Origin of the sequence: Ralstonia nicotianae (assembly GCF_018243235.1) — a bacterium.
In the GTDB taxonomy this organism is placed as follows: domain Bacteria; phylum Pseudomonadota; class Gammaproteobacteria; order Burkholderiales; family Burkholderiaceae; genus Ralstonia; species Ralstonia nicotianae.
On the sequence record NZ_CP046674.1, the window covers coordinates 1,368,918 to 1,391,294 of the forward strand.

The 22,377-nt window shown below is 65.4% G+C and carries 19 protein-coding genes and 1 riboswitch; of the genes, 6 read left to right on the top strand and 13 right to left on the bottom strand.

Features of this window, described 5'->3' with window-relative positions; translation table 11 throughout:
* Positions 1–34: 34 nt before the first annotated feature.
* Positions 35–766: a GntR family transcriptional regulator gene (locus GO999_RS06305; RefSeq protein WP_011002045.1), complete on the bottom strand. Its 732-nt coding sequence runs from the start codon at positions 764–766 to the stop codon at positions 35–37.
* 610 nt (positions 767–1,376) lie between these two features.
* Here GO999_RS06305 and GO999_RS06310 point away from each other — a divergent pair.
* The 6 genes from GO999_RS06310 (at position 1,377) to GO999_RS06335 (ending at position 9,088) form a co-directional block, all read left to right on the top strand.
* A complete protein-coding gene (locus GO999_RS06310; RefSeq protein WP_211906766.1) occupies positions 1,377–2,696 on the top strand; it encodes an NAD(P)/FAD-dependent oxidoreductase in 1,320 nt (439 codons plus the stop codon).
* Between the two features lie 136 nt (positions 2,697–2,832).
* Positions 2,833–4,161 (top strand): MFS transporter, encoded by a 1,329-nt coding sequence (locus GO999_RS06315; RefSeq protein ID WP_087451787.1) that lies wholly within the window; start codon positions 2,833–2,835, stop codon positions 4,159–4,161.
* A gap of 84 nt (positions 4,162–4,245) precedes the next feature.
* Positions 4,246–5,154, top strand: a complete 909-nt coding sequence (locus GO999_RS06320; RefSeq protein WP_019718558.1) for a dihydrodipicolinate synthase family protein — start codon at positions 4,246–4,248, stop codon at positions 5,152–5,154.
* Positions 5,154–6,662 carry an aldehyde dehydrogenase gene (locus tag GO999_RS06325; RefSeq protein ID WP_019718559.1) on the top strand — a complete coding sequence of 503 codons (1,509 nt, stop codon included), beginning with the start codon at positions 5,154–5,156 and terminating at the stop codon, positions 6,660–6,662. The genes GO999_RS06320 and GO999_RS06325 overlap by 1 nt, the downstream gene beginning before the upstream one ends.
* A 113-nt stretch (positions 6,663–6,775) precedes the next feature.
* On the top strand, positions 6,776–7,726 hold the full coding sequence (yddG, locus tag GO999_RS06330; RefSeq protein WP_211906671.1) for an aromatic amino acid DMT transporter YddG: 951 nt from the start codon (positions 6,776–6,778) through the stop codon (positions 7,724–7,726).
* A 216-nt stretch (positions 7,727–7,942) separates the two neighbouring features.
* Entirely contained in the window at positions 7,943–9,088 is a 1,146-nt protein-coding gene (locus GO999_RS06335; protein ID WP_211906672.1) for a porin, read from the top strand.
* Positions 9,089–9,243: 155 nt separating this feature from the next.
* Here the strand turns inward: GO999_RS06335 and GO999_RS06340 are convergent, their stop codons facing one another.
* The 12 genes from GO999_RS06340 to xdhB all read right to left on the bottom strand — a co-directional run bounded on the left by GO999_RS06340 (position 9,244) and on the right by xdhB (position 22,373).
* Complete coding sequence (locus tag GO999_RS06340; RefSeq protein WP_011002038.1) at positions 9,244–9,519, bottom strand: fucose-binding lectin; 276 nt, start codon at positions 9,517–9,519, stop codon at positions 9,244–9,246.
* Between the two features lie 393 nt (positions 9,520–9,912).
* Positions 9,913–10,650, bottom strand: coding sequence for an amino acid ABC transporter ATP-binding protein (locus GO999_RS06345; protein WP_011002037.1), 738 nt, complete (start codon positions 10,648–10,650; stop codon positions 9,913–9,915).
* Positions 10,637–11,290, bottom strand: a complete 654-nt coding sequence (locus GO999_RS06350; protein WP_016722912.1) for an amino acid ABC transporter permease — start codon at positions 11,288–11,290, stop codon at positions 10,637–10,639. Before GO999_RS06350 ends, GO999_RS06345 begins: the two co-directional genes overlap by 14 nt.
* The gene (locus tag GO999_RS06355; protein WP_016722913.1) at positions 11,287–12,033 is read right to left on the bottom strand and encodes an amino acid ABC transporter permease; all 747 of its coding nucleotides are present in this window, start codon (positions 12,031–12,033) and stop codon (positions 11,287–11,289) included. Before GO999_RS06355 ends, GO999_RS06350 begins: the two co-directional genes overlap by 4 nt.
* Before the next feature lie 61 nt (positions 12,034–12,094).
* Positions 12,095–12,898 carry a transporter substrate-binding domain-containing protein gene (locus GO999_RS06360; RefSeq protein ID WP_071011073.1) on the bottom strand — a complete coding sequence of 268 codons (804 nt, stop codon included), beginning with the start codon at positions 12,896–12,898 and terminating at the stop codon, positions 12,095–12,097.
* On the bottom strand, positions 12,895–13,659 hold the full coding sequence (locus GO999_RS06365) for a FadR/GntR family transcriptional regulator (protein ID WP_016727062.1): 765 nt from the start codon (positions 13,657–13,659) through the stop codon (positions 12,895–12,897). Before GO999_RS06365 ends, GO999_RS06360 begins: the two co-directional genes overlap by 4 nt.
* A gap of 826 nt (positions 13,660–14,485) precedes the next feature.
* Positions 14,486–15,406: a hypothetical protein gene (locus GO999_RS06370; RefSeq protein WP_016727061.1), complete on the bottom strand. Its 921-nt coding sequence runs from the start codon at positions 15,404–15,406 to the stop codon at positions 14,486–14,488.
* A gap of 327 nt (positions 15,407–15,733) precedes the next feature.
* On the bottom strand, positions 15,734–16,306 hold the full coding sequence (locus GO999_RS06375; RefSeq protein WP_016722917.1) for a TMEM165/GDT1 family protein: 573 nt from the start codon (positions 16,304–16,306) through the stop codon (positions 15,734–15,736).
* A gap of 103 nt (positions 16,307–16,409) precedes the next feature.
* Positions 16,410–16,527, bottom strand: a riboswitch (yybP-ykoY riboswitch).
* A 13-nt stretch (positions 16,528–16,540) separates the two neighbouring features.
* On the bottom strand, positions 16,541–17,878 hold the full coding sequence (gene guaD, locus GO999_RS06380) for a guanine deaminase (RefSeq protein WP_071506978.1): 1,338 nt from the start codon (positions 17,876–17,878) through the stop codon (positions 16,541–16,543).
* A gap of 17 nt (positions 17,879–17,895) precedes the next feature.
* Positions 17,896–18,933, bottom strand: a complete 1,038-nt coding sequence (locus GO999_RS06385) for an adenosine deaminase (RefSeq protein WP_028860747.1) — start codon at positions 18,931–18,933, stop codon at positions 17,896–17,898.
* A 5-nt stretch (positions 18,934–18,938) separates the two neighbouring features.
* Positions 18,939–19,967 carry a xanthine dehydrogenase accessory protein XdhC gene (gene xdhC / locus GO999_RS06390; protein ID WP_058907177.1) on the bottom strand — a complete coding sequence of 343 codons (1,029 nt, stop codon included), beginning with the start codon at positions 19,965–19,967 and terminating at the stop codon, positions 18,939–18,941.
* 27 nt (positions 19,968–19,994) lie between these two features.
* Positions 19,995–22,373, bottom strand: coding sequence for a xanthine dehydrogenase molybdopterin binding subunit (gene xdhB / locus GO999_RS06395; protein ID WP_211906673.1), 2,379 nt, complete (start codon positions 22,371–22,373; stop codon positions 19,995–19,997).
* Between the last annotated feature and the right edge of the window lie 4 nt (positions 22,374–22,377).

Consider the following 22,377-nt stretch of genomic DNA (forward strand, 5'->3'; position numbering starts at 1 on the left):
CGGTCAGGCCGGCGGCGACGCAACTGCCCCGACCTCAGTACGTCAGCGGCACCTCAACAGCCGCAGGCGCGACATACTCCGTCATCCGGCGACGGGACAGATCCATGTGCGCGCGCACGATGTCTGCGGCGGCGTTTGCATCGTGGCGCTCGATCGCCTCGATGATCTGGTCGTGCTGGCTGGCCGCTTTGCCGAGATCCGCCTGCATGTCGCTGGTGGTCGGATGCCGATAGAAGATTTTTCCGAGCCTGGCGTGGTCGATCAAGATGCGGCGCAAACTCGGCATCAGGTAGGCGTTGTGAGCCATCACCCCGATCTGGAGATGGAACTGGTCGTTGTATAAGACGCGGCTCTCGACATCGTTGTCTTCGATGGCCTGACGAAACCGCAGCTGAATGGCCTTCAGCGCATCAATTTCGTGCTGTGCCGCATTCACCGCCGCCAATTGCGTGGTCGCGATGTAAATGAGCGGGGCGGCCAGGAAGAAATTCCTCAACGACTGGTGGTTCATCGACGAAACGCGCGCTGCCCGATTGGCTTCGAGGTCGATGTATCCCTCGGCCGCCATCTGCCGCATGATTTCCCGGACGGGGGGGCGGGAGAGGCCGAATTCCTCACTGAGCGCCAGCTCGTCCACCACCGCGCCGGGCGCCATTTCCATGCTGACGATCCGTCTGCGCAGCGCTTCGCTCAATAGCGCCTTCCGGTCAACAGAAGGATCGGCCACTTGCGCATCGCTTTCCGCGGCGACCTTCGTTCTCGTCATGTCCATTTCCTTGTCTATCAATCGTAGACATTTTATAGCATGAGGCGACGGCCGCCGCGTAGGCCTTGAGCGGCAACGGCTGCATCCATGCCGTCCTTGTTCGCTGCGTTCAGCGCGGTTCGCTTTTTCTCCCTTGGATTGCCCCCCGGTGTCGAGCCTCCGCCGCGCCATGCAAGCCGGATCGGGCATGGCCGACCGACCGCCTCCCATGACAACCGACCGCGTCTGTCTTCTCGGCCGTGCTCTGGGAACGGGCGGCTCCGGTACGTGCTTCCCACACCTTGCCGGGGCAGTGTCTCGCGCTCGTAAACCCTGATGGCATGCTGTCTATCGTCTAAATATCATCTGTCTACAATTTGTAGACATTGGCCGGCGGGTGCTTCGGGCGAGGTCATGCCATCGGCGCGGCAGCGTATCGGGAACGGCAGGTCCTCCCGCTCCGGGTAGGGCGGGCACCGCCAGTTCGATGCGTGGAAGTTTCCCGGCGCATGCATGCCGCGCCACGAAGTTGGGGATTGAAGCGATCCGGATTGAACGCGCGATTGCAATCGCGCGATGCGCTTCCCGTTAGCGGGTGTGGCGCAAATGCATTGAAACAGTGAGTTTTGAAATGACGAGAGTAACTTCCCTTCCCGCGGATGATTCGACATGCGGCTGGTTTCATCTGAGTCAGCCCCGCCGGCCAAAACCATCTCATTCCGGAACAACGAATGCGCGCTGGGCCGTCGTTGGCGCCGGTTTTACCGGCCTGGCTGCCGCGCGGCAATTGGCGCTCAATTTTCCGGACGATGAGGTGGTGCTGGTGGACGCCCAGGAAGTGGGTTTCGGCGCGTCGGGAAGAAATGCCGGTTTTGCAATCGACCTGCCTCACGATATCGGAGCGGAAGACTATATCGGCGACATTGAAACCGCAAAAATCAGTTTGAACCTGAACTTGACCGGACAGCGGATCCTCAAGTCCCTGGTTGACGCGCACCAGATTGATTGCCAGTTCCGGGCCTCCGGAAAGTATCAGGCGGCGGTTGAAGACCGGGGCGTGGCGGTACTCGAAGCCTACCGTCGCGGCCTCGACAAGCTTGGCCAGGCGTACGAAATGATTGACGGCAAGGATTTGCCCCATCACATCGGCACGTCGTTCTACCGGCAGGCACTGTTCACGCCGGGAACCGCCCTGATCCAGCCTTCTGCGCTGGTGAAGGGGCTGGCCGACAGCCTGCCCCGGAATGTCAGCCTGTATGAGCGCACCGCCATTGCCGATGTCGAGTACGGTGAAAAAATCGTGCTCTCCCATGCGCATGGCCGCATTGCCGCGGACAAGCTGATTCTCACGAACAATGCCTTTGGCATGCGCTTCGGCTTTCTGTGCGGGACGATGCTTCCGATTTTCACCTATGCGAGCCTCACGAGGCCGCTGACGCCGGCAGAGCAGGCGTGTCTTGGCGGGAAACCGTTCTGGGGCCTCATTCCGGCGGACCCGTTCGGGACCACGCTGCGCCGCACGCATGACAACCGCATCCTGGTCAGAAACAGCTTCAGCTTCAATCGCGACGGGCGCAGCAAGCAGAAGTATCTCGACCGCTTTGTCAGGACACACAGGCATGCCTTCGAGAGGCGATTTCCGATGCTGCCAGACGTCGAGTTCGAATACACATGGGGCGGCTCGCTGGCGCTGTCACGCAATCATATGGGCCATTTCGGCCCGCTCGCGCCCCATGTTTACGGCGCACTTTGCTGCAACGGTCTGGGCGTCACCCGGGGCACGGTCACCGGCACGTTGCTGGCGGATTACCTGGCGGGCAAGCGCAGCGATCTGATTGATTTCCTGCTGTCGTCACCCGGCCCGAACAGGAATCCGCCGGAACCGATTCTTTCAATTGGCGTGAATGCCAATCTTTGGCTGGGACAACACCGTGCCGGCGCTGAAGTCTAGAACTTAAAACATCCTATCCAAGGAAAGCGTATCGAACATCAATAGGTATTGCCGAATGCCATAAACCGATTTCATTGATTAGACCCGGATTCATCATTCCATTTCACATCATCCGGGCATTTGCAGGAGACAAAAGGTGGCAAACAACGTTTCTATCGAAGACGTTCCTTTGAATGGCTTCCATCAACTGCTCAGCATTCGATCCGGCGGCGGCTGGGTCCTGGACGGCTACGTACTGAGCATCATCGGCGTGGCCATGGTGCAGTTGTCGGCGGCGCTGCATTTGAGCGGCTTCTGGCAAGGCATGGTTGCGGCCTCGGCCTTGACCGGGATTTTCTGCGGAGGCTTCCTGGGCGGGCTGCTGACCGGATGCCTGGGTCGCCAGAAGCTGTACTTCTTCGGTCCGACGATTTTCGTGGTGTGCTCGCTGGCGCAGTTCTGGGCGGATTCCGGCGCGGCGCTGTTCTTCTTCCGATTCCTGATCGGGGTCGGTGTCGGGTTCGAATACCCGGTTGCGGGTTCCTTGCTGGTGGAGTTCATGCCCAGGAAAGATCGAGGCCCGCGCTTGGCGATGCTGACCATCCTGTGGTTCGCCGGTGCGGCGCTGGCTTACATGGTGGGCAACGCGATCCTGGATACCGGGCGTGCCGACGCATGGAGACTGGTCCTCGCAAGCCCGGCCGTCATCGGCGCACTGCTGTTGCTGGTGCGCATCGGGACGCCGGAGTCGCCTCGCTGGCTGTTGAGCAAAGGGCGGGCAGCGGAGGCCGAGCGCGTCATCCAGCAGGTCTATGGCCCCCAGTTTTCGCTCGAGAATCTTCCCGAACAACTGCCGGAGAAGAAGGTGTCGCTCCTGAGCCTGCTGCACTCCGGGTACGGCAAGCGCATGCTGTTCGTGTCGGTCTTCTGGAGCTGCTCGGTGATTCCCGTGTTTGCCGTGTACGCATTCGCGCCCACGGTACTGCAGGCGTTGCATCTGAAAGGGGCCTGGGCGTCGTTCGGCTCCGTGGCCATCACGCTGCTGTTCGTGGTCGGCTGCTTCGTTGCCACGCGGCTGATCAATACCGTCGGCCGCCGCAGCATGCTCATTCATAGCTTCCTGTGGTCGGGGCTGGCGCTGCTGGGATTGGGCCTCTTCTGCGACGGCTCGGAAATGCTGGTGCTCGTGCTGTTCGGTGCCTATGCCGTGTTTATCGGCGGTGCGCAGGTATTGCAGCTGGTCTATCCGAATGAGCTGTTTCCCACCGAAATCCGGTCGGCTGCGGTGGGCATGGGGGCCTCGTTGTCGCGCATCGGCGCAGCCATTGGAACGTGGGCGGTCCCCCTCGCGCTGCAGGGCATTGGTGTCGGCAACACGATGTTCGCGGCGGCCGGGGTGACGCTGTTCGGCCTGCTGGTGTCACTGGCCATCGCCCCGGAAACGCGCGCGCTCAGCTTGCAGGAGGCGGCTTCGCTCAGTCGCTAGTTTCCCCGTGTCGCCGGTGGCGCGACCGGCGACGCAGTCTCTTCCTTGAAAACGACGCTTCCGCTTGAACGGAGAAAAGCAATCATGAAATTCGAAGGCATCTACACGCCCGCAATCACACCCCTGACGCAGGAGGGGAACATCGACAAAGGCGCCTTTGCCGAAGTCCTGGAATCCCTGCTGGATGCCAACGTCCACGGCATCGTCATCGGTGGCTCGACCGGCGAATACTATGCGCACACGCCGCAGGAACGTTTTGAACTCGCCGCGCTCGCCAAGTCGGTGATCGGCACGCGCGTGCCGCTGGTGGTCGGCACCGGAGCCGTGCGCACCGAAGATTCGGTCGAGTATGCCAAGGCGGCCAAGGCCATCAAGGCCGATGCGATTCTCGTCGGCTCGCCGCCGTACGCGCTGCCGACCGAGCGCGAGAACGCGGCCCACGCGCTCACGATCGACCGGGCGGCGGGCCTGCCCATCATGCTCTACAACTATCCCGGGCGGATGAGCGTGTCGATGGGCCGCGAGTTCTTCAGCACCGTCTCGGCCGCCTCCAGCAACTTCGTTGCGATCAAGGAGAGCTCCGGCCAGACGGCACAGCTGCACATGCTGGCCGCGGCGTTCCCGAACATCGGCATCTCGTGCGGCTGGGACGACCAGGCGCTGGAGTTCTTCGCCTGGGGCGCCCGCAGCTGGGTGTGCGCGGGCTCGAACTTCATCCCGCGCGAGCATATCGCGCTGTACGAAGCCTGCGTCATCGAAAAGAATTTCGACAAGGGCCGCCGCATCATGGCGGCGATGCTGCCGTTGATGGATTTCCTGGAAGGCGGGAAATTCGTGCAGTCCATCAAGTTCGGCTGCGAACTGGCCGGACTGCGTTCGGGCGGGGTGCGGGCCCCGCTGGCGTCGCTCGACGAGAGCGAGAAGCAGACGCTGCAAGCCATCGTCGCGCGGCTGCGGCACGACGTCGCCACGGTCGTCGCGGAGGGCGTCTGATGGCCCAACTTCTGACCGTATCCGAATACGCCGCGATGGCCGGGAAGCTCGCGCTGCCGACGCAGGCGTTCATCGATGGCGCCTTTGTGCCCGCCGTGTCGGGCAAGACGTTCCAGACGACGAATCCCGCAACCGGGAACGTCCTGGCCGAGATCGCCGCCTGCGATACGCGCGATGTGGACATCGCGGTCGCCAAGGCCAAGGCCGCATTCGAGGACGGGCGCTGGCATCGCCGCTCGCCGGCGCAACGCAAGGCCACGTTGCTGCGCCTGGCCGACCTGCTCGAGCAGCACGCGCACGAGCTGGCGGTCATGGAGAGCCTCGACAGCGGCAAGCCGATCCGCGAATGCCAGGCGACGGATGTTCCCGAGACGATCCATACGATCCGCTGGCATGCTGAGCTGATCGACAAGATTTACGACAGCACGGCGCCGGTCGGATCGAATGCCCTCTCCCTGGTGGTCCGGGAGCCCATCGGCGTGGTCGGACTCGTCCTGCCGTGGAACTTCCCGCTGCTGATGCTGGCGTGGAAGATCGGCCCGTCACTGGCGGCCGGTTGCTCGATCATCGTGAAGCCCGCCAAGGAGACCTCGCTGACCGCGTTGCGCGTGGCCGAACTGGCCCATGAAGCCGGGGTGCCCGCCGGCGTGTTCAACGTGCTTCCGGGCGGCGGCAAGGAGGTCGGCGAACCGCTGGGCAGGCACATGGACGTGTCCATGGTGAGCTTCACCGGCTCGACGGACACCGGCCGGCTGTTCCTCAAGTACGCTGCCGACTCGAACCTGAAGCGCATCGTGCTGGAGTGCGGGGGGAAGAATCCCGCGGTGGTGATGAACGATGTCGACGATCTGGATGCCGTCGCCCAGCACGTTGTCAACGGTGCCTTCTGGAACATGGGGGAGAACTGCTCGGCATCGTCGCGCCTGATCGTCCATGCCGACGTGAAGGATGCACTGCTGGCGCGCATCGGCGTGCACATGCGCGAATGGAAGATGGGGAATCCGCTCGATCCGGAACACCGCGTCGGCTCGCTGGTCAGCGAATCGCATTTCCGGAAGGTCCGGTCCTACCTCGAGCAGGCCGGTGCCGAGCAGCTGCGCGTGGCCTTCGGCGGCGGTACCGAGGGCGGGATCTTCGTCGAGCCGACCGTCGTCGATGGCGTGGGGCAGGGCAGCCGGCTGTTCAGGGAAGAGATCTTCGGTCCGATCCTGTCGGTCACCACGTTCACCCGCATGGAAGACGCCATCGCGCTGGCGAACGATTCCGTCTATGGGCTGGCCGCGTCCGTCTACACGGGCAGCCTGAACAACGCCATCCGGCTCTCCCGTGAGATCCGCGCCGGCGTCGTCACGGTCAATTGCTTTGGCGAAGGCGACGTGACCACGCCCTTCGGCGGCTACAAGGAGTCGGGCTTCGGCGGACGGGACAAGTCGATCTGGGCACATGACCAGTACACCGAAATCAAGACCATCTGGATCGATGTGCCGGATTGCACGGCGGCCAAGTAGTGGAAGACAAGCCACGCTCGGCGCAGCCATGGCCAGGTCGGCCGCGGCTGCGCGGGGCGCGGTCAATGAAGATCGGACCCTGTCGGGTCGACATATCAATGCAAGCAGGTGTCATGCAAAGCAAGCGTAAGGCAACACTCATCGGGCTCTTCGCGGTTGTCTTGTGGAGCTCGATCGTCGGGCTGCTTCGTGGGGTCAGTGCAAGCCTTGGGGCAGTCGGCGGTGCGGCCATGATGTATACCGTTGTCTCGATTTTTCTGCTGTTCTCCGTTGGCTTCATCAAAGTGAATGCGTTTCCCAGGCGGTATCTCGTTTGGGGCAGCATCCTGTTTGTTTCCTACGAGCTGTGCCTCTCTTTGTCCATTGGCTATGCCAACAGCGACAGGCAGGCCATCGAGGTCGGGATGGTCAACTACCTGTGGCCGACCTTTACGATGCTGTTCGCCATTGCATTCAATCGCCAACCGTCGAACCTCCTGATCATTCCGGGTGTTCTGGTTGCCATCCTTGGGATTTGCCAAGTGCTTGGCGGCGACCAGGGCCTGGACTTCGCCGGCATGGCAGCGAACATCCAGGACAATCCGCTCAGCTACGGACTGGCGTTGTCGGGCGCGCTGATCTGGGCGGCATATTGCGCGGTCACCAGCAGGATGGCCGAAGGCAAGAACGGCATCACGCTGTTCTTCATGCTGACGGCGCTGGTGCTGTGGATCAAATATCTCGCCACGGGCGGTGGCGCGATGCATTTCAGTTACCAGGCGATCCTCTACCTGGTGATGGCGGCTTGTGCGATGGGGTTTGGTTACGCGGCCTGGAATGTGGGCATCCTGCACGGCAACGTCACGGTCCTCGCCGGCGCTTCGTACTTCATTCCGGTGTTTTCCGCTGCCCTGGCGGCCACCCTTCTGCGCACCCCGCTTTCGTCGGCCTTCTGGAAGGGCGCGTCCATGGTCTGCGCGGGGTCCATCCTGTGCTGGCTGGCGACACGCGGGCAACGTTCAACGGCACCTTCCTCGCCGGAGCGCGCCCGATGGCACGCGCACGAGCGTATCCACGAACAGTGAGTGCCGAGCGGACGCTCGAGCCTTGACGGCCCCGGTTGACGGAGCGACCGGGGCGGGTTGGCCTGTCGTCCCAATTCACGCAAGCGGTCAGCCATCGGCTGGGCGTGGCCGCTTGCACGCCGGTGACGTCGGCCTCGCCGAGCGAACCGCGCCACCAACGTCGCAATCAAGCCGCAACGAAACCATCAGGACAAAAGTCGGTCCCGGGAGACGCATATGAAAATCCGGCTGTTCATCGCACTGGCTTCGTGGGTCGTGGTTACGCCTGCGTCTTCGCAAGGCTCGGTGACCTTGTATGGGGTGCTCGACGAAGGGCTCAACTATACGAACAACGTCGGGGGGCACAGCCAGGTCGCGCTCGCCAGCGGATTTCCGCATGGCAGTCGATGGGGGCTCAAGGGTGCCGAGGCGATCGGTGGCGGGATCAAAACGATCTTCCAGCTCGAGAACGGGTTCGACGTTGATAGCGGCCGGGCCTTTCAAGGCGGACTGCTGTTCGGGCGCCAGGCGTACGTGGGCGTGTCCAGTGACACGCTGGGCGCACTCACCGCTGGCCGCCAGTACGATGCCGTGGTGGACTTCCTGGCACAGAACACCGCCGGCGGCACCTGGGGCGGATACATGTTCGCGCACCCGTACGATAGCGACAACCTGATCAACACGTTCCGGACCAACAATGCGGTCAAGTACACCAGCCCGGCACTGGGTGGCCTGAAGTTCGGGGCCACGTACGGCTTCAGTAACGATGTGAAGGCCTCGAACAATCGGCTGTTCAGCGTTGGGGGCCAATACACCGTTGGCGGATGGCTGCTGTCTGCCGCCTACCTTCAGGCTGACCATCCTTCCGCCACGTCCTACGGCGCGATCAACAACGGTGGGGATCAGAACCTGCTCGGCAGCCGGCTGAGGATCGTCGGCGCCGGGGCCACCTATACCTTGGGCAAGGCGACCTTGGGGCTCGCGTATTCCAATGCGGACGTCGGCGACCCTCAAAGCTCGGGCTACGTCGGTCCGATCATCCCGCCGGTGGGGCGGCTGTCTTCGCTCCGCTTCCAGAGTCTCGATGTCAATGTCAAATATCCGTTTGGCGCGTCGTATTGGGTCGGCGCGATGTACACCTATACGCGCACCAGCTTCAACGCTACGTCCGGAAGGCAGCATCCGACCTACCATTCGATCGGCCTCATGGCGGACCACCTGTTGTCGAAGCGGACCGATGTCTATCTGCAAGGGGTGTATCAGCACGCGGGTGGCGATGCTACCGGTACGGTTCTCGATGTGGCCTATGTGCCCGGTGCCGCGGGGGTCTCATCCAATCGGAATCAGGTGTTGCTTCGCGCAGGCGTTCGCCATTTTTTCTAGGGGTGACCCTACACGGTCAATTCCGGTGCTGGGTCAGCGGCAGGCTCAAAACCCACGAAACCCAATGCATCAACAAAATCGGCGCAAAGCGAATTCAATCGCCTTGCGCCGACGCGTGCGGAACCCCAACGGATTCCACATTGCCCAGCAGAAAATCAGTTGGTGGAGGTGTAGGCGCCCTTGGTCCAGCCGTTGCCGTCCCAGCACCACTCCGTGGTCGTGGTGCCGCTGCTTGCATAGACGCGGATATGGATAGCGCTGCCGACCAGCCAGCTGGTCACGGAGACGTTATCGCCGGGCTCGTTGAAGGCACCCGTGTACCACCCCTTCCCGTCCCAGCAACGCTCGGTGATCTTGCCATTATTGGCCGTGTACACACGGATCGACGGGACGGTTCCCCACGAAGTGGCAGCGGTCTGAACGCTCGACATATTTCGTCTCCAGAAAAAGTGAACGAGTTGGATCACTTGGTTGATTTCAATATCCATCAAGCAAATGCGGCGCGCTTTTCACCGCACTTGCCGGCCCGGGTTCAGGGCTCCAGTAGCATAAGCAAAGAAAATCCCGGCTGCTGCTGAGAGATACGAAGGGTAGATGGAGGGTAAATTGAATATGTTGATTATCAATCGCTGTGCATCATTAATTGTGTTGATTGCGCGGAATTAATATCTACAAAGCCGATCGGAAGGGGTGTTGAAAATGCCTAATCCAAAATGGCTACAAGAGGTCGTATCGGTGTGCCCATGCAGGAACGCGTCGCCATTGGACGCCCCCGCTGTTGCGCGGACGTACCGGCTACCCGCATGGGCGCATCGCAGGCAGGCTTACTGCACCGCACCAATGAAAGCCGCCAATTCCGCAGTCTTGGGATTGGCAAACAACGCCTTGGCCGGGCCGCTTTCGTGAATCAACCCTTGGTGCATGAACACAAGCTGATCACCCACGTCGCGCGCGAAGCGCATCTCGTGCGTGACCATGATGAGCGTCATGCCTTCGGCCGCCAGTTGCTTGACCACGGCCAGCACCTCATTGACCAGCTCAGGGTCCAGTGCGGAGGTGATCTCATCGCACAGCAGCACCTTGGGCTGCATGGCCAGTGCGCGGGCAATGGCCACGCGCTGTTGCTGGCCGCCGCTGAGCTGGTCGGGGTAGGCATCGTATTTGTCGGCCAGCCCCACCTTGGCCATCATCTGGCGGGCGAGATCAGCGGCCTCGGACTTTTTCATGCCCTTGACCACCACGGGCGACAGCGCAACGTTCTCACCTGCCGTCAGATGCGGAAACAGGTTGAACTGCTGGAACACCATGCCCACGTTCAAGCGCAGCGCGCGCAGCTGGGCCGGTGTGGCTTGCGAGCCCTTGAGCACCGCGTTGTCGACCACGATCTGCCCGTCGTCGATGGCCTCCAGCCCGTTGATGGAACGCAGCAGCGTGCTCTTGCCTGAGCCGCTGCGCCCAATGATGGCGACCACCTGGCCGCTTTCGACGCGCAGGTCCACGCCCTTGAGGACATGGTTGTTGCCGTAGTGCTTGTGTACGGCGCAGAGATCAACGAGCGGCATAGAGCTTCTTTTCCAGGTGAGAGGCACAGAGGGACAGCGGCCAGCACAGCGCCAAGTACGCCATGCCGACCAGCCCGTAGATGAGGAAAGGCTGGAAGGTGGCGTTGGCCAGCACGGAGCCCAGCTTGGTCAGGTCTTCAAACCCGATGATGGACGCCACCGCCGTGCCTTTGACGATCTGCACGGAGAACCCCACGGTGGGTGCAATCGACATGCGCACGGCCTGCGGCAGCACCACATGCCGCATCTGCTGGAAGTAACCCATGGCGAGGCTGGCGGAGGCTTCCCACTGCCCGCGCGGAATGGCCTCCACGCAGCCGCGCCACACTTCTGCCAGGTAGGCGCTGGTGTACAGCGTCAGGCCGATGGCGGCGGCAGTCCATGGCGACATCTCCAGGCCCGCCATCGACGCGCCAAAGAACACCAGGAACATCTGCATCAGCAGCGGCGTGTTCTGGAAGATCTGGATGTAGACCTGACTCACGCGCTGCAGGCCTGCGTTACGCCCGACGCGGGCAAACAGCACGACGAGGCCCGCCGCGCCACCCAGAGCGAAGGCCATCAACGACAGCAGCAGCGTGGCAAGCAGCCCCTCACTGAGTTTGAGGAGGATGGGCAGCAAAGGGATATCGGCAATCATGCGGCGTTCCGGGCTGAGGTGGTGGCTGTGGCTGTGCGTGCTGCCGCAGGTGCGGCCGCTGAGGCAGGTGCAGCCGGTGTGCGGCGAACCACGACAAAGCGCTGGGCAATCCAGGCCAGCAACTGACGCAGCAACAGGGCCAGCGCGAAGTACAGCGCCGTGACCACCAGATAGGTTTCAAAGGCGCGGAAGTTGCGCGACTGGATGAAGTTGGCGGCAAAGGTCAGGTCCTGCGCGGCGATCTGCGAGACCACCGAGGTGCCCAGCATCACGATCACGATCTGGCTGCTCAGTGCCGGCCAGACCTTCTGCAGCGCCGGCCGCAACACCACATGACGAAAGCACGCCCAGCGGCTCATGGCCAGCGCGCTGGCAGCTTCCAACTGGCCACGCGGTGTTTCCTGGATGCCCGCGCGCACGATCTCGGTGATGTAGGCACCCAGGTTGACCACCGTTGTGAGCAAGGCGGCTTGCCATTCGTTGATCTGCAGGCCCAGCGAGGGCAAGCCGAAGAACACGAACATCAGCTGAATCAGGAAGGGCGTGTTGCGGATGGCCTCCACATACACCTTGAACAGTCCGTTAAAGGGCGCGATGCGCCAGGCGCGGCACACGCCCCCAGCCAAGCCGATGGCGCCGCCGAGCACAGCGCCCGCCGCCGTGAGCGCGAGCGTAAAGCCGGCGCCCTGCGCCAACTGGCCGCTGTAACTGAAGACGGCGCCAAAGTCGAATTGATATGCCATTGAGGTGTTCCGGATGCCGCACGACCGCGCGTGCGGCAGGCCTGCGTTACGAAGGCGTTGCTTACAGTTTTGCGGGCAGCGGCATCTTGATCCAGCGCTGCGACAGATCGTTCAGGCGCCCGTCAGACTTGAGCTTGGTGATGGCGGCGTTCACCTTCTCCAGCAGTGCGGGTTCGCCCTTGGCCACACCCACATAGCAGGGGGTGTCTTCCACCGGGAACTTCACGTCCAACTGGCGCAGGCGCGTGCGCTCGTTCACCGCATTGGCCACGATGTTGCCCAGCGTCACCAGTTGCACCTGACCGATCAGGTAACTCTGTGCGGTGGCGTTGTTGTCTTCGTAGCGCTTGATGGTGGCCGAGGCCGGGGCAACGGCTGTCAGCGCCAGATCTTCAGTGGAGCCGCGCGTCACGCCAATCGTCTTGCCGGCCAGATCCGCCGGCGTCTTGATCGGGACATCCTTGGGGCCGTAGACGCTCTTGGGGAACGGTGCATACGCCTGCGTGAAGTCGATCACCTTGGCGCGCTCTGCGTTCTTGCCCAGGCTGGAGATCACCACGTCGACCTTGCCGGTGGTCAGGAACGGAATGCGGTTGGTGCTCGTGACGGGCACGAGTTCCACCTTGACGCCCAGTTCCTTGGCGACCAGGTTGGCCATGTCAATGTCATAGCCCTGCAGTTTCAGGTCTGCGCCCAGCGAGCCGAACGGCGGGAAGTCATTCGGAATGGCCACGCGGATCAGGCCCGCTTTCTGGATGTTGGTCAGCGCATCGGCATGGGCCGGACGGCCCGGCAACAAGGCGGCCACGGCGCTGGCTGCCAGCATGGCGTGGATGAATGTGCGGCGGGTGAGCAAGCGGGTCATTCAAGAACTCCTTCAGAAGTCGGGTCGAAGCGAAAGGAAACAGGATTGTTGTGCGTGCGGTCTGGTGCGGGGACCGGCGTGGCCAGGTCAATACCGCTGCGGCGCGCGGCCGACATCAAATGGGCGCGCATGGCTTCTGCGCTGGCGGTGGCATCACCCGCGCCAATGGCCTGCACGATGGCGTCGTGCTCGCGCGCGGGCTGGTCGTCTGCGCCGTTCTTGGCAAAGGGCAGGCGCAGGCTGTGGCCAATGGCGTGCTCCAGTTGGCCCGCCATCGCAACCAGGCCCGGGTTGCCTGACAACTCGGCCAGCAGCAGGTGGAACTGCAAGTCGGCCTCGGCCGCGCTGAGCAGGTCGTTGCGCTCCAGCGCATGGGCAAGCTGCTTCTGCAGCCACTGCAATTGACGCAGGCCGGCGGCATGCATGCGAGTCGCGGCCAGCGCTGTCCAGCCGGGCTCCAGCACCAGGCGCAACTCAATCAGTTGACGCGGCGACAGCGTGCCGAGCGCCGGCGTGGCGAATGGGCGGTGCATGCGCTCGGCATCCGCGTGCGGGCCGCGCACCACCACACCCTTGCTCGGCAGGATGTCTACGAGGCCAAGCGTTTCCAGCACGGTCAGGGCTTCGCGCAGCGAGGCGCGGCTCACCCCCAGGCTTGCCGCCAGTTCACGCTGCGGCGGCAGCCGGGTGCCACTGGCGTAATCGCCGCTCATGATGCGTTGCTGGAGCGCTTGTGCAACGGAGGATGGAATGCTGCGCATGGGCCTGAAAGAGGGAAAGACTCGGTCGTGGTCTGACCGGTCGCCCACGGCATATGCGAGTTTTGTGCCAAGCAACAAAAACAGCGTCTTGGCGCTGTGGCGCGGGGCCGGCCGCTTGCGCCATGCCCTTGCGTGAGGCACGCGCTGCCGGAGGGAGGCGTCAGCAGCTTGGGGTTGGTGCGCAGCCGCACTGTTTTGGAACGCCCGGGCGATGCCGATGCGAGAGAGAGAACGGCGTGGTGCCCCGGTTGACGGTAAGCGGCAGCCAATGCGCATGTACCACCACGACCACCAGCGCGTTCAGAAGATCGGGGACAGACGCGGCAGAAGCTGCGGCAGAACGGAACCGCGCCACCCGAGCCGTACTCGGAACCCGTGCAAGTGCGGGCGGACGACCATGGCAGGAGGGCGAGGCCGGGGTGCGGAGGGTGATGGCAAAGGCCTATGCCGCACGAGCCCGCCTTTGGGTGGGTGCCATGGCACCCGGTGCGTGGCATCCTCGCCCGTCACATCGGGGATAGGTCGATCTGGTGATTGGTTTTCGCCAGCCCGCTCTACGGCGGCAAGCACTTCCCGTGTTTCAGGGTTGACCTGACACGCCTCCAGCACCATCGACACAAACGCGCCGATGCCATCCAGAAGCCCCATCCGGTACGCCGGCGGATGCTTGGCGGCGTGGGCCAGTGCTCAGCGCAGCGATGCGGGCCGCGGTTCACGATGGATGCGCAGGTCTGATTGCGTGCGTCGCATGTCTCAACCTGGCCGGGACCGGACCTCCATCTCCAGCCGGACGCACCATGCTCTTCGCCGAGCCCGTCACCCGAGCTTACGCTGCGCGGGGCTCGCTGGCCGGGGTGGTTTCGTAGAGTTTCATGTCGTCGATGGCCAGGACGAACTCGATCAGGTTGTCGAGCGGCTGCTTGCCCGGCGCGGGAACGTTCGGCAGGGAAAACACGGCAGTCTGGAGCGCCGCGCGCCGCCGTTGCGCGCTGGGGCCATCGAACAGCCGGCACGCGCCTTCCCACAGCAGCGTGCGCCCCAGCGGGTTGTGGTCATATGTGCTGGCCGCGAGGCTCGGCAGGATGCTGTTGAAGGTCCGGGTGGGGGGCTCGGCCTCGTCGTCCGCCTTCAGTTGCAGCTGACCGAGGCACAGGCCATCGTAGGCGCGCCTGGCAACGTATTCGTCCAGCCCGGGGCCGTCGGCTTGGGTCACCGCCTTGAGGATGTCCTGGAGCAGGGCCTTGTCGAGTGGCGCGTGGGTCGACGCTTCAACCGCGCCGAGCAGCATCTGACGGGCCAGACCGAGCTGCGCGGGATGCAGTCTCAGGCGCAGCGATGCCAGTGCCTCCAGGCATCGCCACGCCTCGGGTATCGGCGCCTGTGGCTCGCCGGGCGACGGCTTGACGGCACAGTGCTCGGCAATCCGGGTCGCAACGTTCATCAGTCTGGATGCGATGCGCGGCGCTAGGCCGGCGTCCGTGGCGTGGGGGAGGAGGAGTTCCGTCTCCAGCGCGGCGGCTGCGCTCAGGTGGGTCTCTTGTACTGCTTCATGGTGCGTGGCGATGCCGATGGCGGGCAGTGCCAGCGGGGCCGATGACGGCGTACCGCGTGCACACAGGCCCATGGCCTGGAGATCGCTGGCGGAGCGCGCCCGCCTCGGGGGTACGCTGTTGGGGGCGGGCGTGCTCACGTTGTCGCCGGAGCGGATGGGCGTGAGGTCTGAACGAGGGACGTTGCGTATCTGCATGGGCGTCGAAACGATGAAGCGCGGTGGGGAAGGCGCTGGATCGCCGCCTTGGGCAGCGGGCCTGGAAGTCGCCGTCCGGCGCACCGCGCACGCCGGAAGGCGACGCGGGGAACGCAGGCGGCCGTGTAAGCGCGGCAGGTTACCCGCCATGCAGAAAGAGGGTCTGAGGGAAGGGGAAGCGGTGACGCCGAAAGCGAAACCGGATCCCGTCCGAAGCCGGCTGCCATGCCGACCGGCGCCATCCCGACCGTGCGCGGGGCCACGGGTACCGACGCCATCCGGATCCGCCCCGATCCGGACGCGTCGGTCGTGGTCCGTCGGACGTCCTTACTTGCCCACGCCCAGCAGCGCCATTACGCCCAGCGCCAGGAAGATCAGCGCGGCGATCCGGTGCACCAGCTTGATCGGCATGCGCGAGGCGAACTTGTCGCCCAGCAGCACCGCCGGCACGTTGGCCAGCAGCATCCCGATGGTCGTGCCCGCGACCACCGCGACGACGTCGTGGAAGCGCGCGGCCAGCGCCACGGTGGCGATCTGCGTCTTGTCGCCCATCTCGGCGAAGAAGAACGCGACGAGGGTGGTGCCCAGGATGCCGAGGCCGCGCTGCGTGCCGCTCGGGGCTTCCTCGTCGTCGAGCTTGTCGGGGATCAGCATCCACACCGCCATGGCGATGAAGCCCGCGCCCAGGATCCAGCGCAGGATGTCTTCGCCGAGCACCTGCGTGATCCAGCCGCCCACGACGCCGGCGCAGGCATGGTTGACGAGGGTGGAGATGAAGATGCCGAGGATGATCGGCACCGGCTTGCGAAAGCGCGCGGCCAGCAGGATCGACAGCAGTTGCGTCTTGTCGCCGATTTCCGCGAGCGCGACGATGCCGGTGGAGACGAGGAAGGCTTCCATGTTGCAGTGGGTGTCCGGGCCGTGTACGAACCAATGACGCACCTTTCCCGGCCCTGTCCGGAAAGGCGTGTCATCGGTCTCGCCAGGCGCGTCACCGGGTGCGGGGCACCCAGGATGTTGCTGACCACGCCATAACCGTCTGCCATTGCGACGACGGTCAAGTCTGTTGACGTGGCCCCCGGAGCATTGGCTCCAGGCGGCTACTCCCCAATGGAAGCCGGCATTATAAGGGGATCAGGCCGATACGCCAACCGCGAATTTGGCGGGTTCGCCCTGGATGTAAGTGGCGGCCACGGCACGGTCTTCGCCCAGCAGCGCCAGCGAGAACAGCTGTGCCTCCAGCGTTTCGGCGCGGGCATTGCGGCGCGCCAGCAGCGGCGTGGCGGCCGGGTCGAGCACGATGAAGTCGGCTTCCGCGCCCGGCACGAAGCTGCCGATGCGGTCCTGCCAGCCAAGCGCCTCGGCGGCGCCGCGCGTGGCCAGGTAGAACAGGCGCAGCGCGCTCAGGTGGTAGCCGCCCATGCGCGCGACCTCGTGCGCGGCGCCCATGGTGCGCAGCATCGAGAACGAGCTGCCGCCGCCCACGTCGGTGGCGAGCGTCAGCGCCAGGCGGTGCGCGTCGCTGGCGTGGAAGTTGTACAGACCGCTGCCGAGGAACAGGTTGGAGGTGGGGCAGTGCGCGACGGCCGCGCCGGACTCGGCCATGCGCCGGCGGTCGCCGTCGTCCAGCCAGATGGCATGGCCGTAGAGGGCGCCGCGGCGCAGCAGGCCGTAGCGGTCGTAGACGTCCAGGTAGCTGCGGGCATTGGGGAACAGCTCGGCCACCCATTTCACTTCGTCGGGGTTCTCGGCGACGTGGGTCTGGATGAAGACGTCCGGATGCTGCCGGGCCAGCTCACCGCAGGCCGCCAGCTGTGCTTCGCTCGAGGTCGGCGCGAAGCGCGGCGTGATGGCGTAGGCGAGCCGGTCCTTGCCGTGCCAGTGCGCGATCAGGTCGGCCGCATCACGCGCGCCGCGCTCGGCCGTGTCGCGCAGGTATTCGGGGCAGTTGCGGTCCATCATCACCTTGCCGGTGATCAGGCGCATGCCGCGCGCACGGGCCTGCTCGAACAGCGTCTCGGCCGAGCCGCGATGCACGGTGCTCCAGACCATTGCGCTGGTGGTGCCGTTGCGCAGCAGCTCATCGAGGAAGAACGATGCCACGCCTGCCGCGTACTGCGGGCTTTCGAAGCGGCGCTCCTCGGGGAAGGTGTAGGTCTCCAGCCAGTGCAGCAGGCCCGGCGATGGCGAGGCGATGATGTCCGTCTGCGGGAAGTGGATGTGCGTGTCGATGAAGCCGGGGACGATCAGCTTGCCGCTGTAGTCGTGCACCTGCGCGCCGGCGGGCAGGGTGCCCTTGAGCGCGGCGTGGTCGCCGGCCCGCACGACCTTGCCGGCGCCGATGACCAGCAGCCCGTCTTCCCAGTACTGATAGGCATCGTGCTCGCGATACTGCGGGTCGTGCAGGAAATGCAGCACGCGGCCGCGGTAGGCGTGGAGGGTGGCGTCGGGCGCGGGCGGCAAGGTGGTCATCTGTCGTCTCTTGCGGTTCAGGTATGGGCTCGCCAGTGGATATCGACGGCGTTCAGCCACAGGGCTTTGTCCTGCTCGGGCAGGAACGACGCCTCGAAGCTGTTGCGCGCGAGCGTGTGCGCATCGGCGGCGGACAGGCCGAGGGCGTTGAAGGTGGCGAGCCAGTTGGTGTTCATGTAGCCGCCGAAGTAGGCGGGGTCGTCCGAATGCAGCGTGACCGCGCAGCCGGCGTCCAGCAGCTGCTTGAGCGAGTGGTCGCGCAGGTCGGGGTAGACCTTGAGTTTTTCGTTCGACAGCGGGCACACCGTCAGGGCGACGCGGCTGGCGGCCAGGCGCTTGACCAGGGCGGCATCGTCGATGGCGCGCACACCATGGTCGATGCGTTCCACCTGGAGGATGTCGAGCGCGTCGATCACGTACTGCGCCGGGCCTTCCTCGCCGGCGTGGGCCACGAGGCGCAGGCCCAGTGCCTTGCAGCGGGCGAACACGCGCGCGAACTTCTCGGGCGGATTGCCGCGCTCCGACGAATCCAGCCCCACGCCGATGATGCGGTTGGCCGGGTCCTGGATGTAGGGCAGGGCCGCTTCCAGCGTGTCGAAGGCGTCTGCCTCGCTCAGGTGGCGCAGGAAGCAGAGAATCAGGCGGCTGGAGAAGCCGTGCGTGCGCTCGGCGTCGTCCAGCGCGCGGACGATGCCGCCGATCACCACGTGCATCGGCACGTCGCGCGCGGTGTGCGTCTGCGGGTCGAAGAAGATCTCGGCGTGGCGCACGTTGTCGGCCACGGCGCGCGCCACATAGGCGGCGGTCATGTCGTAGAAGTCCTGCTCGGTCAGCAGTACGCTGGCGCCGGCGTAGTACAGGTCCAGGAACGACTGCAGATCGTTGAAGGCATAGGCGGCGCGCACTTCGTCGACCGAGGCGTAGGGCAGCTTGACGCCGTTGCGCTCGGCCAGCGCGAACATCAGTTCCGGTTCGAGCGAGCCTTCGATGTGGATGTGCAGCTCGGCTTTCGGGCTGGTGGCGATGCGTTCTGCGAGGGCGGGCGAGATCGGCATGGTGCTTAAGCGGAGGTGGGGACGCGATAGGGAGCCGCCGCGCCGCTGCTCGCGCTGGCCAGCGCGTGCTGGTGCAGCTCGCGGACCTGCAGCAACTGCGCGACGACGGAGACCGCAATGATATCCGGCGCTTTGTCCGCGATGCCGGCCACGCCGATCGGACAGACCATCTCCGGCAGCCGCGCCGGGTCCACCCCGTGCGCGACCATGCGGTGCTCAAAGCGCGCGCGCTTGGTCCGGGAGCCGATCAGGCCGAAGTAGGCGAAGTCGGTGCGCCGCATGATGCGCTCGCACAGCGCGAGGTCCAGCGCGTGGTTGTGCGTCATCACCAGGAAGTAGCTGCCGGCCGGCGCGGCGTCGATGACGGCTTCCGGCGTGTCGGTCGCTTCGATGGCGACGTTGGGCGGCGCCTCGGCCGGGAACATCGCATCGCGCTCGTCCACCCAGGTCACGCGGCACGGCAGGTGGGCCAGTGCCCGCACGATGGCATGGCCGACATGGCCGGCGCCGCACAGCACGATCGACATGTCGGGCGGCAGCAGGGTTTGCGTGAAGCCGTTGGCGTCGATCACCACGCCGGCCGCCGCTGCGTCGCCGATGGTCGCGTCGACCGGCAGCGCCGCATCGGCCGACACGAAGCGGCGCACGCTGCGGCGCTGGCGCATGGCCTGGTCCGCCACGGCGAGCCACGCGGCGTCGCGCGCGTCCAGCCGCTCCAGCGACAGCCGCACCACGCCGCCGCAGCATTGGCCGAGCGCCGGCCCGAGCGGGATGCGCACGTATTGCCGGCGTGCGTCGCCGCTGGCCTGGGGCGCATCCATCATGGCCTGCGCGATCGCCATCGCGCGCCACTCCAGGTGGCCGCCGCCGATGGTGCCGAAGAAGGCGTCGGCGCACACCAGCATCAGCGTGCCCGGCTCGCGCGGCGCGGAGCCTTGCACATCGACCACCGTGACCAGCACGCAAGGCTGCCCGGCCTGCACGGCGGCCAGCGCATCGGCGAAGCGGAAGGGGCGCAGTTGCGTGTGGTCCATGGCGGTCTCCGGGCGCGGTGCGTCGGGTCAGGCGGACAGCGGCGCGCTGCGCAGCGCGTCCACCGCCTTGAGGATTGCCTCGCAGGTGGCGGGCGCATTCAGCGGCGGGCTGGTGCGGCCGTCGCCGACCGCCGCCACCGCATCGCGGATGGCGAAGAACACCGAGAACGGCAGCAGCAGCGGCGGTTCGCCCAGCGCCTTGGAGCGGTGGATGCTGTCTTCGGCGTTGGCGTTGTCGAACAGGCGCACGCGGAAGTCCGGCGGGCAGTCGTTGACGGTCGGGATCTTGTAGGTGGACGGCGCATGCGTCATCAGCCTGCCCGACGGGTTCCACCACAGCTCCTCGGTGGTCAGCCAGCCCATGCCCTGGATGAACGCGCCTTCCACCTGGCCGATGTCGATGGCCGGGTTGATCGAGCGGCCGGCATCGTGCAGCACGTCGGCGCGCAGCAGGCGCCATTCGCCGGTCAGCGTGTCGACCACCACTTCCGAGACCGCCGCGCCGTAGGCGAAGTAGTAGAACGGGCGGCCATGCAGCCTGGCCTGATCCCAGTGCAGCTTGGGCGTGGCGTAGAAGCCGTCGGACCACAGCTGCACGCGCGCCATGTAGGCCAGGCGCACCAGTTCGTCGAACGGCACGCTGCGTTGACCCTGCTGGGCCCCGATCTCGGCGTGGTCGTCGACCAAGGCGACGGTCTCGATGGGCACGTCGTAGTGCTGCGCGGCGAAGGCGGTCAGGCGCTCGCGGATCTGGCGCGCGGCATCCTGCGCGGCCTTGCCGTTCAGGTCGCTGCCGGTGGAGGCCGCGGTGGCGGACGTGTTGGCGACCTTGCTGGTGTCGGTGGCCGTCACGCGCACGCGGCCGAAGGCGACGCCCAGCTCATGCGCCACCACCTGCGCGACCTTGGTGTTCAGGCCCTGGCCCATCTCGGTGCCGCCGTGGTTCACCAGGATGGAGCCGTCGTTGTACACGTGCACCAGCGCGCCGGCCTGGTTGAAGTGCCGCACGTTGAACGAGATGCCGAACTTCACCGGCGTCAGCGCCAGGCCGCGCTTGAGCACCGGGCTGGTCGCGTTGAAGGCGCGCACGGCCTCGCGGCGGGCGCGGTAGTCGGACGAGGCTTCCAGTTCGTCGAGCAGTTCGTGGATGACGTTGTCTTCCACGGTCTGGCCGTACGGCGTGACGTTGTTCCTGTCCTTGCCGTACAGGTTGGCGCGGCGCACATCCAGCGGGTCGCGTCCGAGCGCGCGCGCGATGTTGTCCAGGATGGTCTCGATGGCGAACGCGCCCTGCGGCCCGCCGAAGCCGCGGAAGGCCGTGTTCGACTGCGTGTTGGTGCGCGCGCAGAAGCCGTCGATCTGCACCTCGGGCAGCCAGTAGGCGTTGTCGAAGTGGCAGATGGCGCGCGTCATCACCGGGCCGGACAGGTCGGCCGAGAAGCCCGCGCGCGCGGTCATGTCGACCTTCACGCCGAGGATGCGGCCGTCGTCGTCGTAGCCGGCTTCGTACGCAAAGCGGAAGTCGTGCCGCTTGCCGGTGATCATCATGTCGTCGTCGCGGTCGGGGCGCAGCTTCACCGGGCAGGCCAGCTTCCACGCGGCCAGCGCGGCGCAGCAGGCGAACAGCGCCGACTGCGATTCCTTGCCGCCGAAGCCGCCGCCCATGCGCCGGCATTCCACCAGCACCTGGTTGGCATGCCAGCCCAGCATGTGCGACACGGCGTGCTGCATCTCGGTCGGATGCTGCGTCGAGCACCACACGTGCATGCCGTTGTCTTCCTTCGGCACGGCATACGAGATCTGGCCCTCCAGGTAGAACTGCTCCTGCCCGCCCAGCGACAGGCGGCCGGCTTGCGCGTGCGGCGCGGCGGCGATGCGCGCGTCGGGGTCGCCGCGCTTGAGGTGCATCGGCGGCAGCACGGCGCGGCCGGCGGCGCGCGCGTCTTCCGGCGTCAGCAGCGGGGGCAGGGCTTCGTATTCGATGGTGCCCAGGCGGGCCGCGCGCCGCGCCGCGTCGTGCGACGTGGCCACCACCAGGAAGACCGGCTGGCCGACGTAGTGCACCGTGCCGGCGGCCAGGATCGGATCGTCATGAAGGATCGGGCCGCAATCGTTGGTGCCCGGGATGTCGGCCGCCGTGAACACGGCGATCACGCCCGGCGCCTGCTTCACGCGCGCCAGGTCCAGGTGCGCGATGCGCGCGTGCGGCTGCGTGCTCATGCCGAGCGCGGCATGCAGCGTGCCCGCCAGTTCGGGAATGTCGTCGGTATAGGTGGCGGTGCCGGCCACGTGCAGGTGCGCCGACTCGTGCGGCCGGGAGACGCCGACCACGGCGCCGCGCCCGGCCTGCGCGGCGGCCGCGATGTCGGCCTGCGCCAGCAGGAAGGATTCGGTTTGCTTGTTCATGCGA

Coding starts and splice junctions, on each gene's coding strand:
- GO999_RS06350 (WP_016722912.1), bottom strand. CDS start 11,290: ATGATTGCCGATATCCCTTTGCTGCCCATCCTCCTCAAACTCAGTGAG.
- GO999_RS06370 (WP_016727061.1), bottom strand. CDS start 15,406: ATGCAGATACGCAACGTCCCTCGTTCAGACCTCACGCCCATCCGCTCC.
- GO999_RS06340 (WP_011002038.1), bottom strand. CDS start 9,519: ATGTCGAGCGTTCAGACCGCTGCCACTTCGTGGGGAACCGTCCCGTCG.
- GO999_RS06365 (WP_016727062.1), bottom strand. CDS start 13,659: ATGCGCAGCATTCCATCCTCCGTTGCACAAGCGCTCCAGCAACGCATC.
- GO999_RS06355 (WP_016722913.1), bottom strand. CDS start 12,033: ATGGCATATCAATTCGACTTTGGCGCCGTCTTCAGTTACAGCGGCCAG.
- GO999_RS06310 (WP_211906766.1), top strand. CDS start 1,377: ATGACGAGAGTAACTTCCCTTCCCGCGGATGATTCGACATGCGGCTGG.
- GO999_RS06385 (WP_028860747.1), bottom strand. CDS start 18,933: ATGCCGATCTCGCCCGCCCTCGCAGAACGCATCGCCACCAGCCCGAAA.
- GO999_RS06360 (WP_071011073.1), bottom strand. CDS start 12,898: ATGACCCGCTTGCTCACCCGCCGCACATTCATCCACGCCATGCTGGCA.
- guaD (WP_071506978.1), bottom strand. CDS start 17,878: ATGACCACCTTGCCGCCCGCGCCCGACGCCACCCTCCACGCCTACCGC.
- GO999_RS06320 (WP_019718558.1), top strand. CDS start 4,246: ATGAAATTCGAAGGCATCTACACGCCCGCAATCACACCCCTGACGCAG.
- xdhB (WP_211906673.1), bottom strand. CDS start 22,373: ATGAACAAGCAAACCGAATCCTTCCTGCTGGCGCAGGCCGACATCGCG.
- GO999_RS06305 (WP_011002045.1), bottom strand. CDS start 766: ATGACGAGAACGAAGGTCGCCGCGGAAAGCGATGCGCAAGTGGCCGAT.
- yddG (WP_211906671.1), top strand. CDS start 6,776: ATGCAAAGCAAGCGTAAGGCAACACTCATCGGGCTCTTCGCGGTTGTC.
- GO999_RS06335 (WP_211906672.1), top strand. CDS start 7,943: ATGAAAATCCGGCTGTTCATCGCACTGGCTTCGTGGGTCGTGGTTACG.
- GO999_RS06345 (WP_011002037.1), bottom strand. CDS start 10,650: ATGCCGCTCGTTGATCTCTGCGCCGTACACAAGCACTACGGCAACAAC.
- xdhC (WP_058907177.1), bottom strand. CDS start 19,967: ATGGACCACACGCAACTGCGCCCCTTCCGCTTCGCCGATGCGCTGGCC.
- GO999_RS06375 (WP_016722917.1), bottom strand. CDS start 16,306: ATGGAAGCCTTCCTCGTCTCCACCGGCATCGTCGCGCTCGCGGAAATC.
- GO999_RS06325 (WP_019718559.1), top strand. CDS start 5,154: ATGGCCCAACTTCTGACCGTATCCGAATACGCCGCGATGGCCGGGAAG.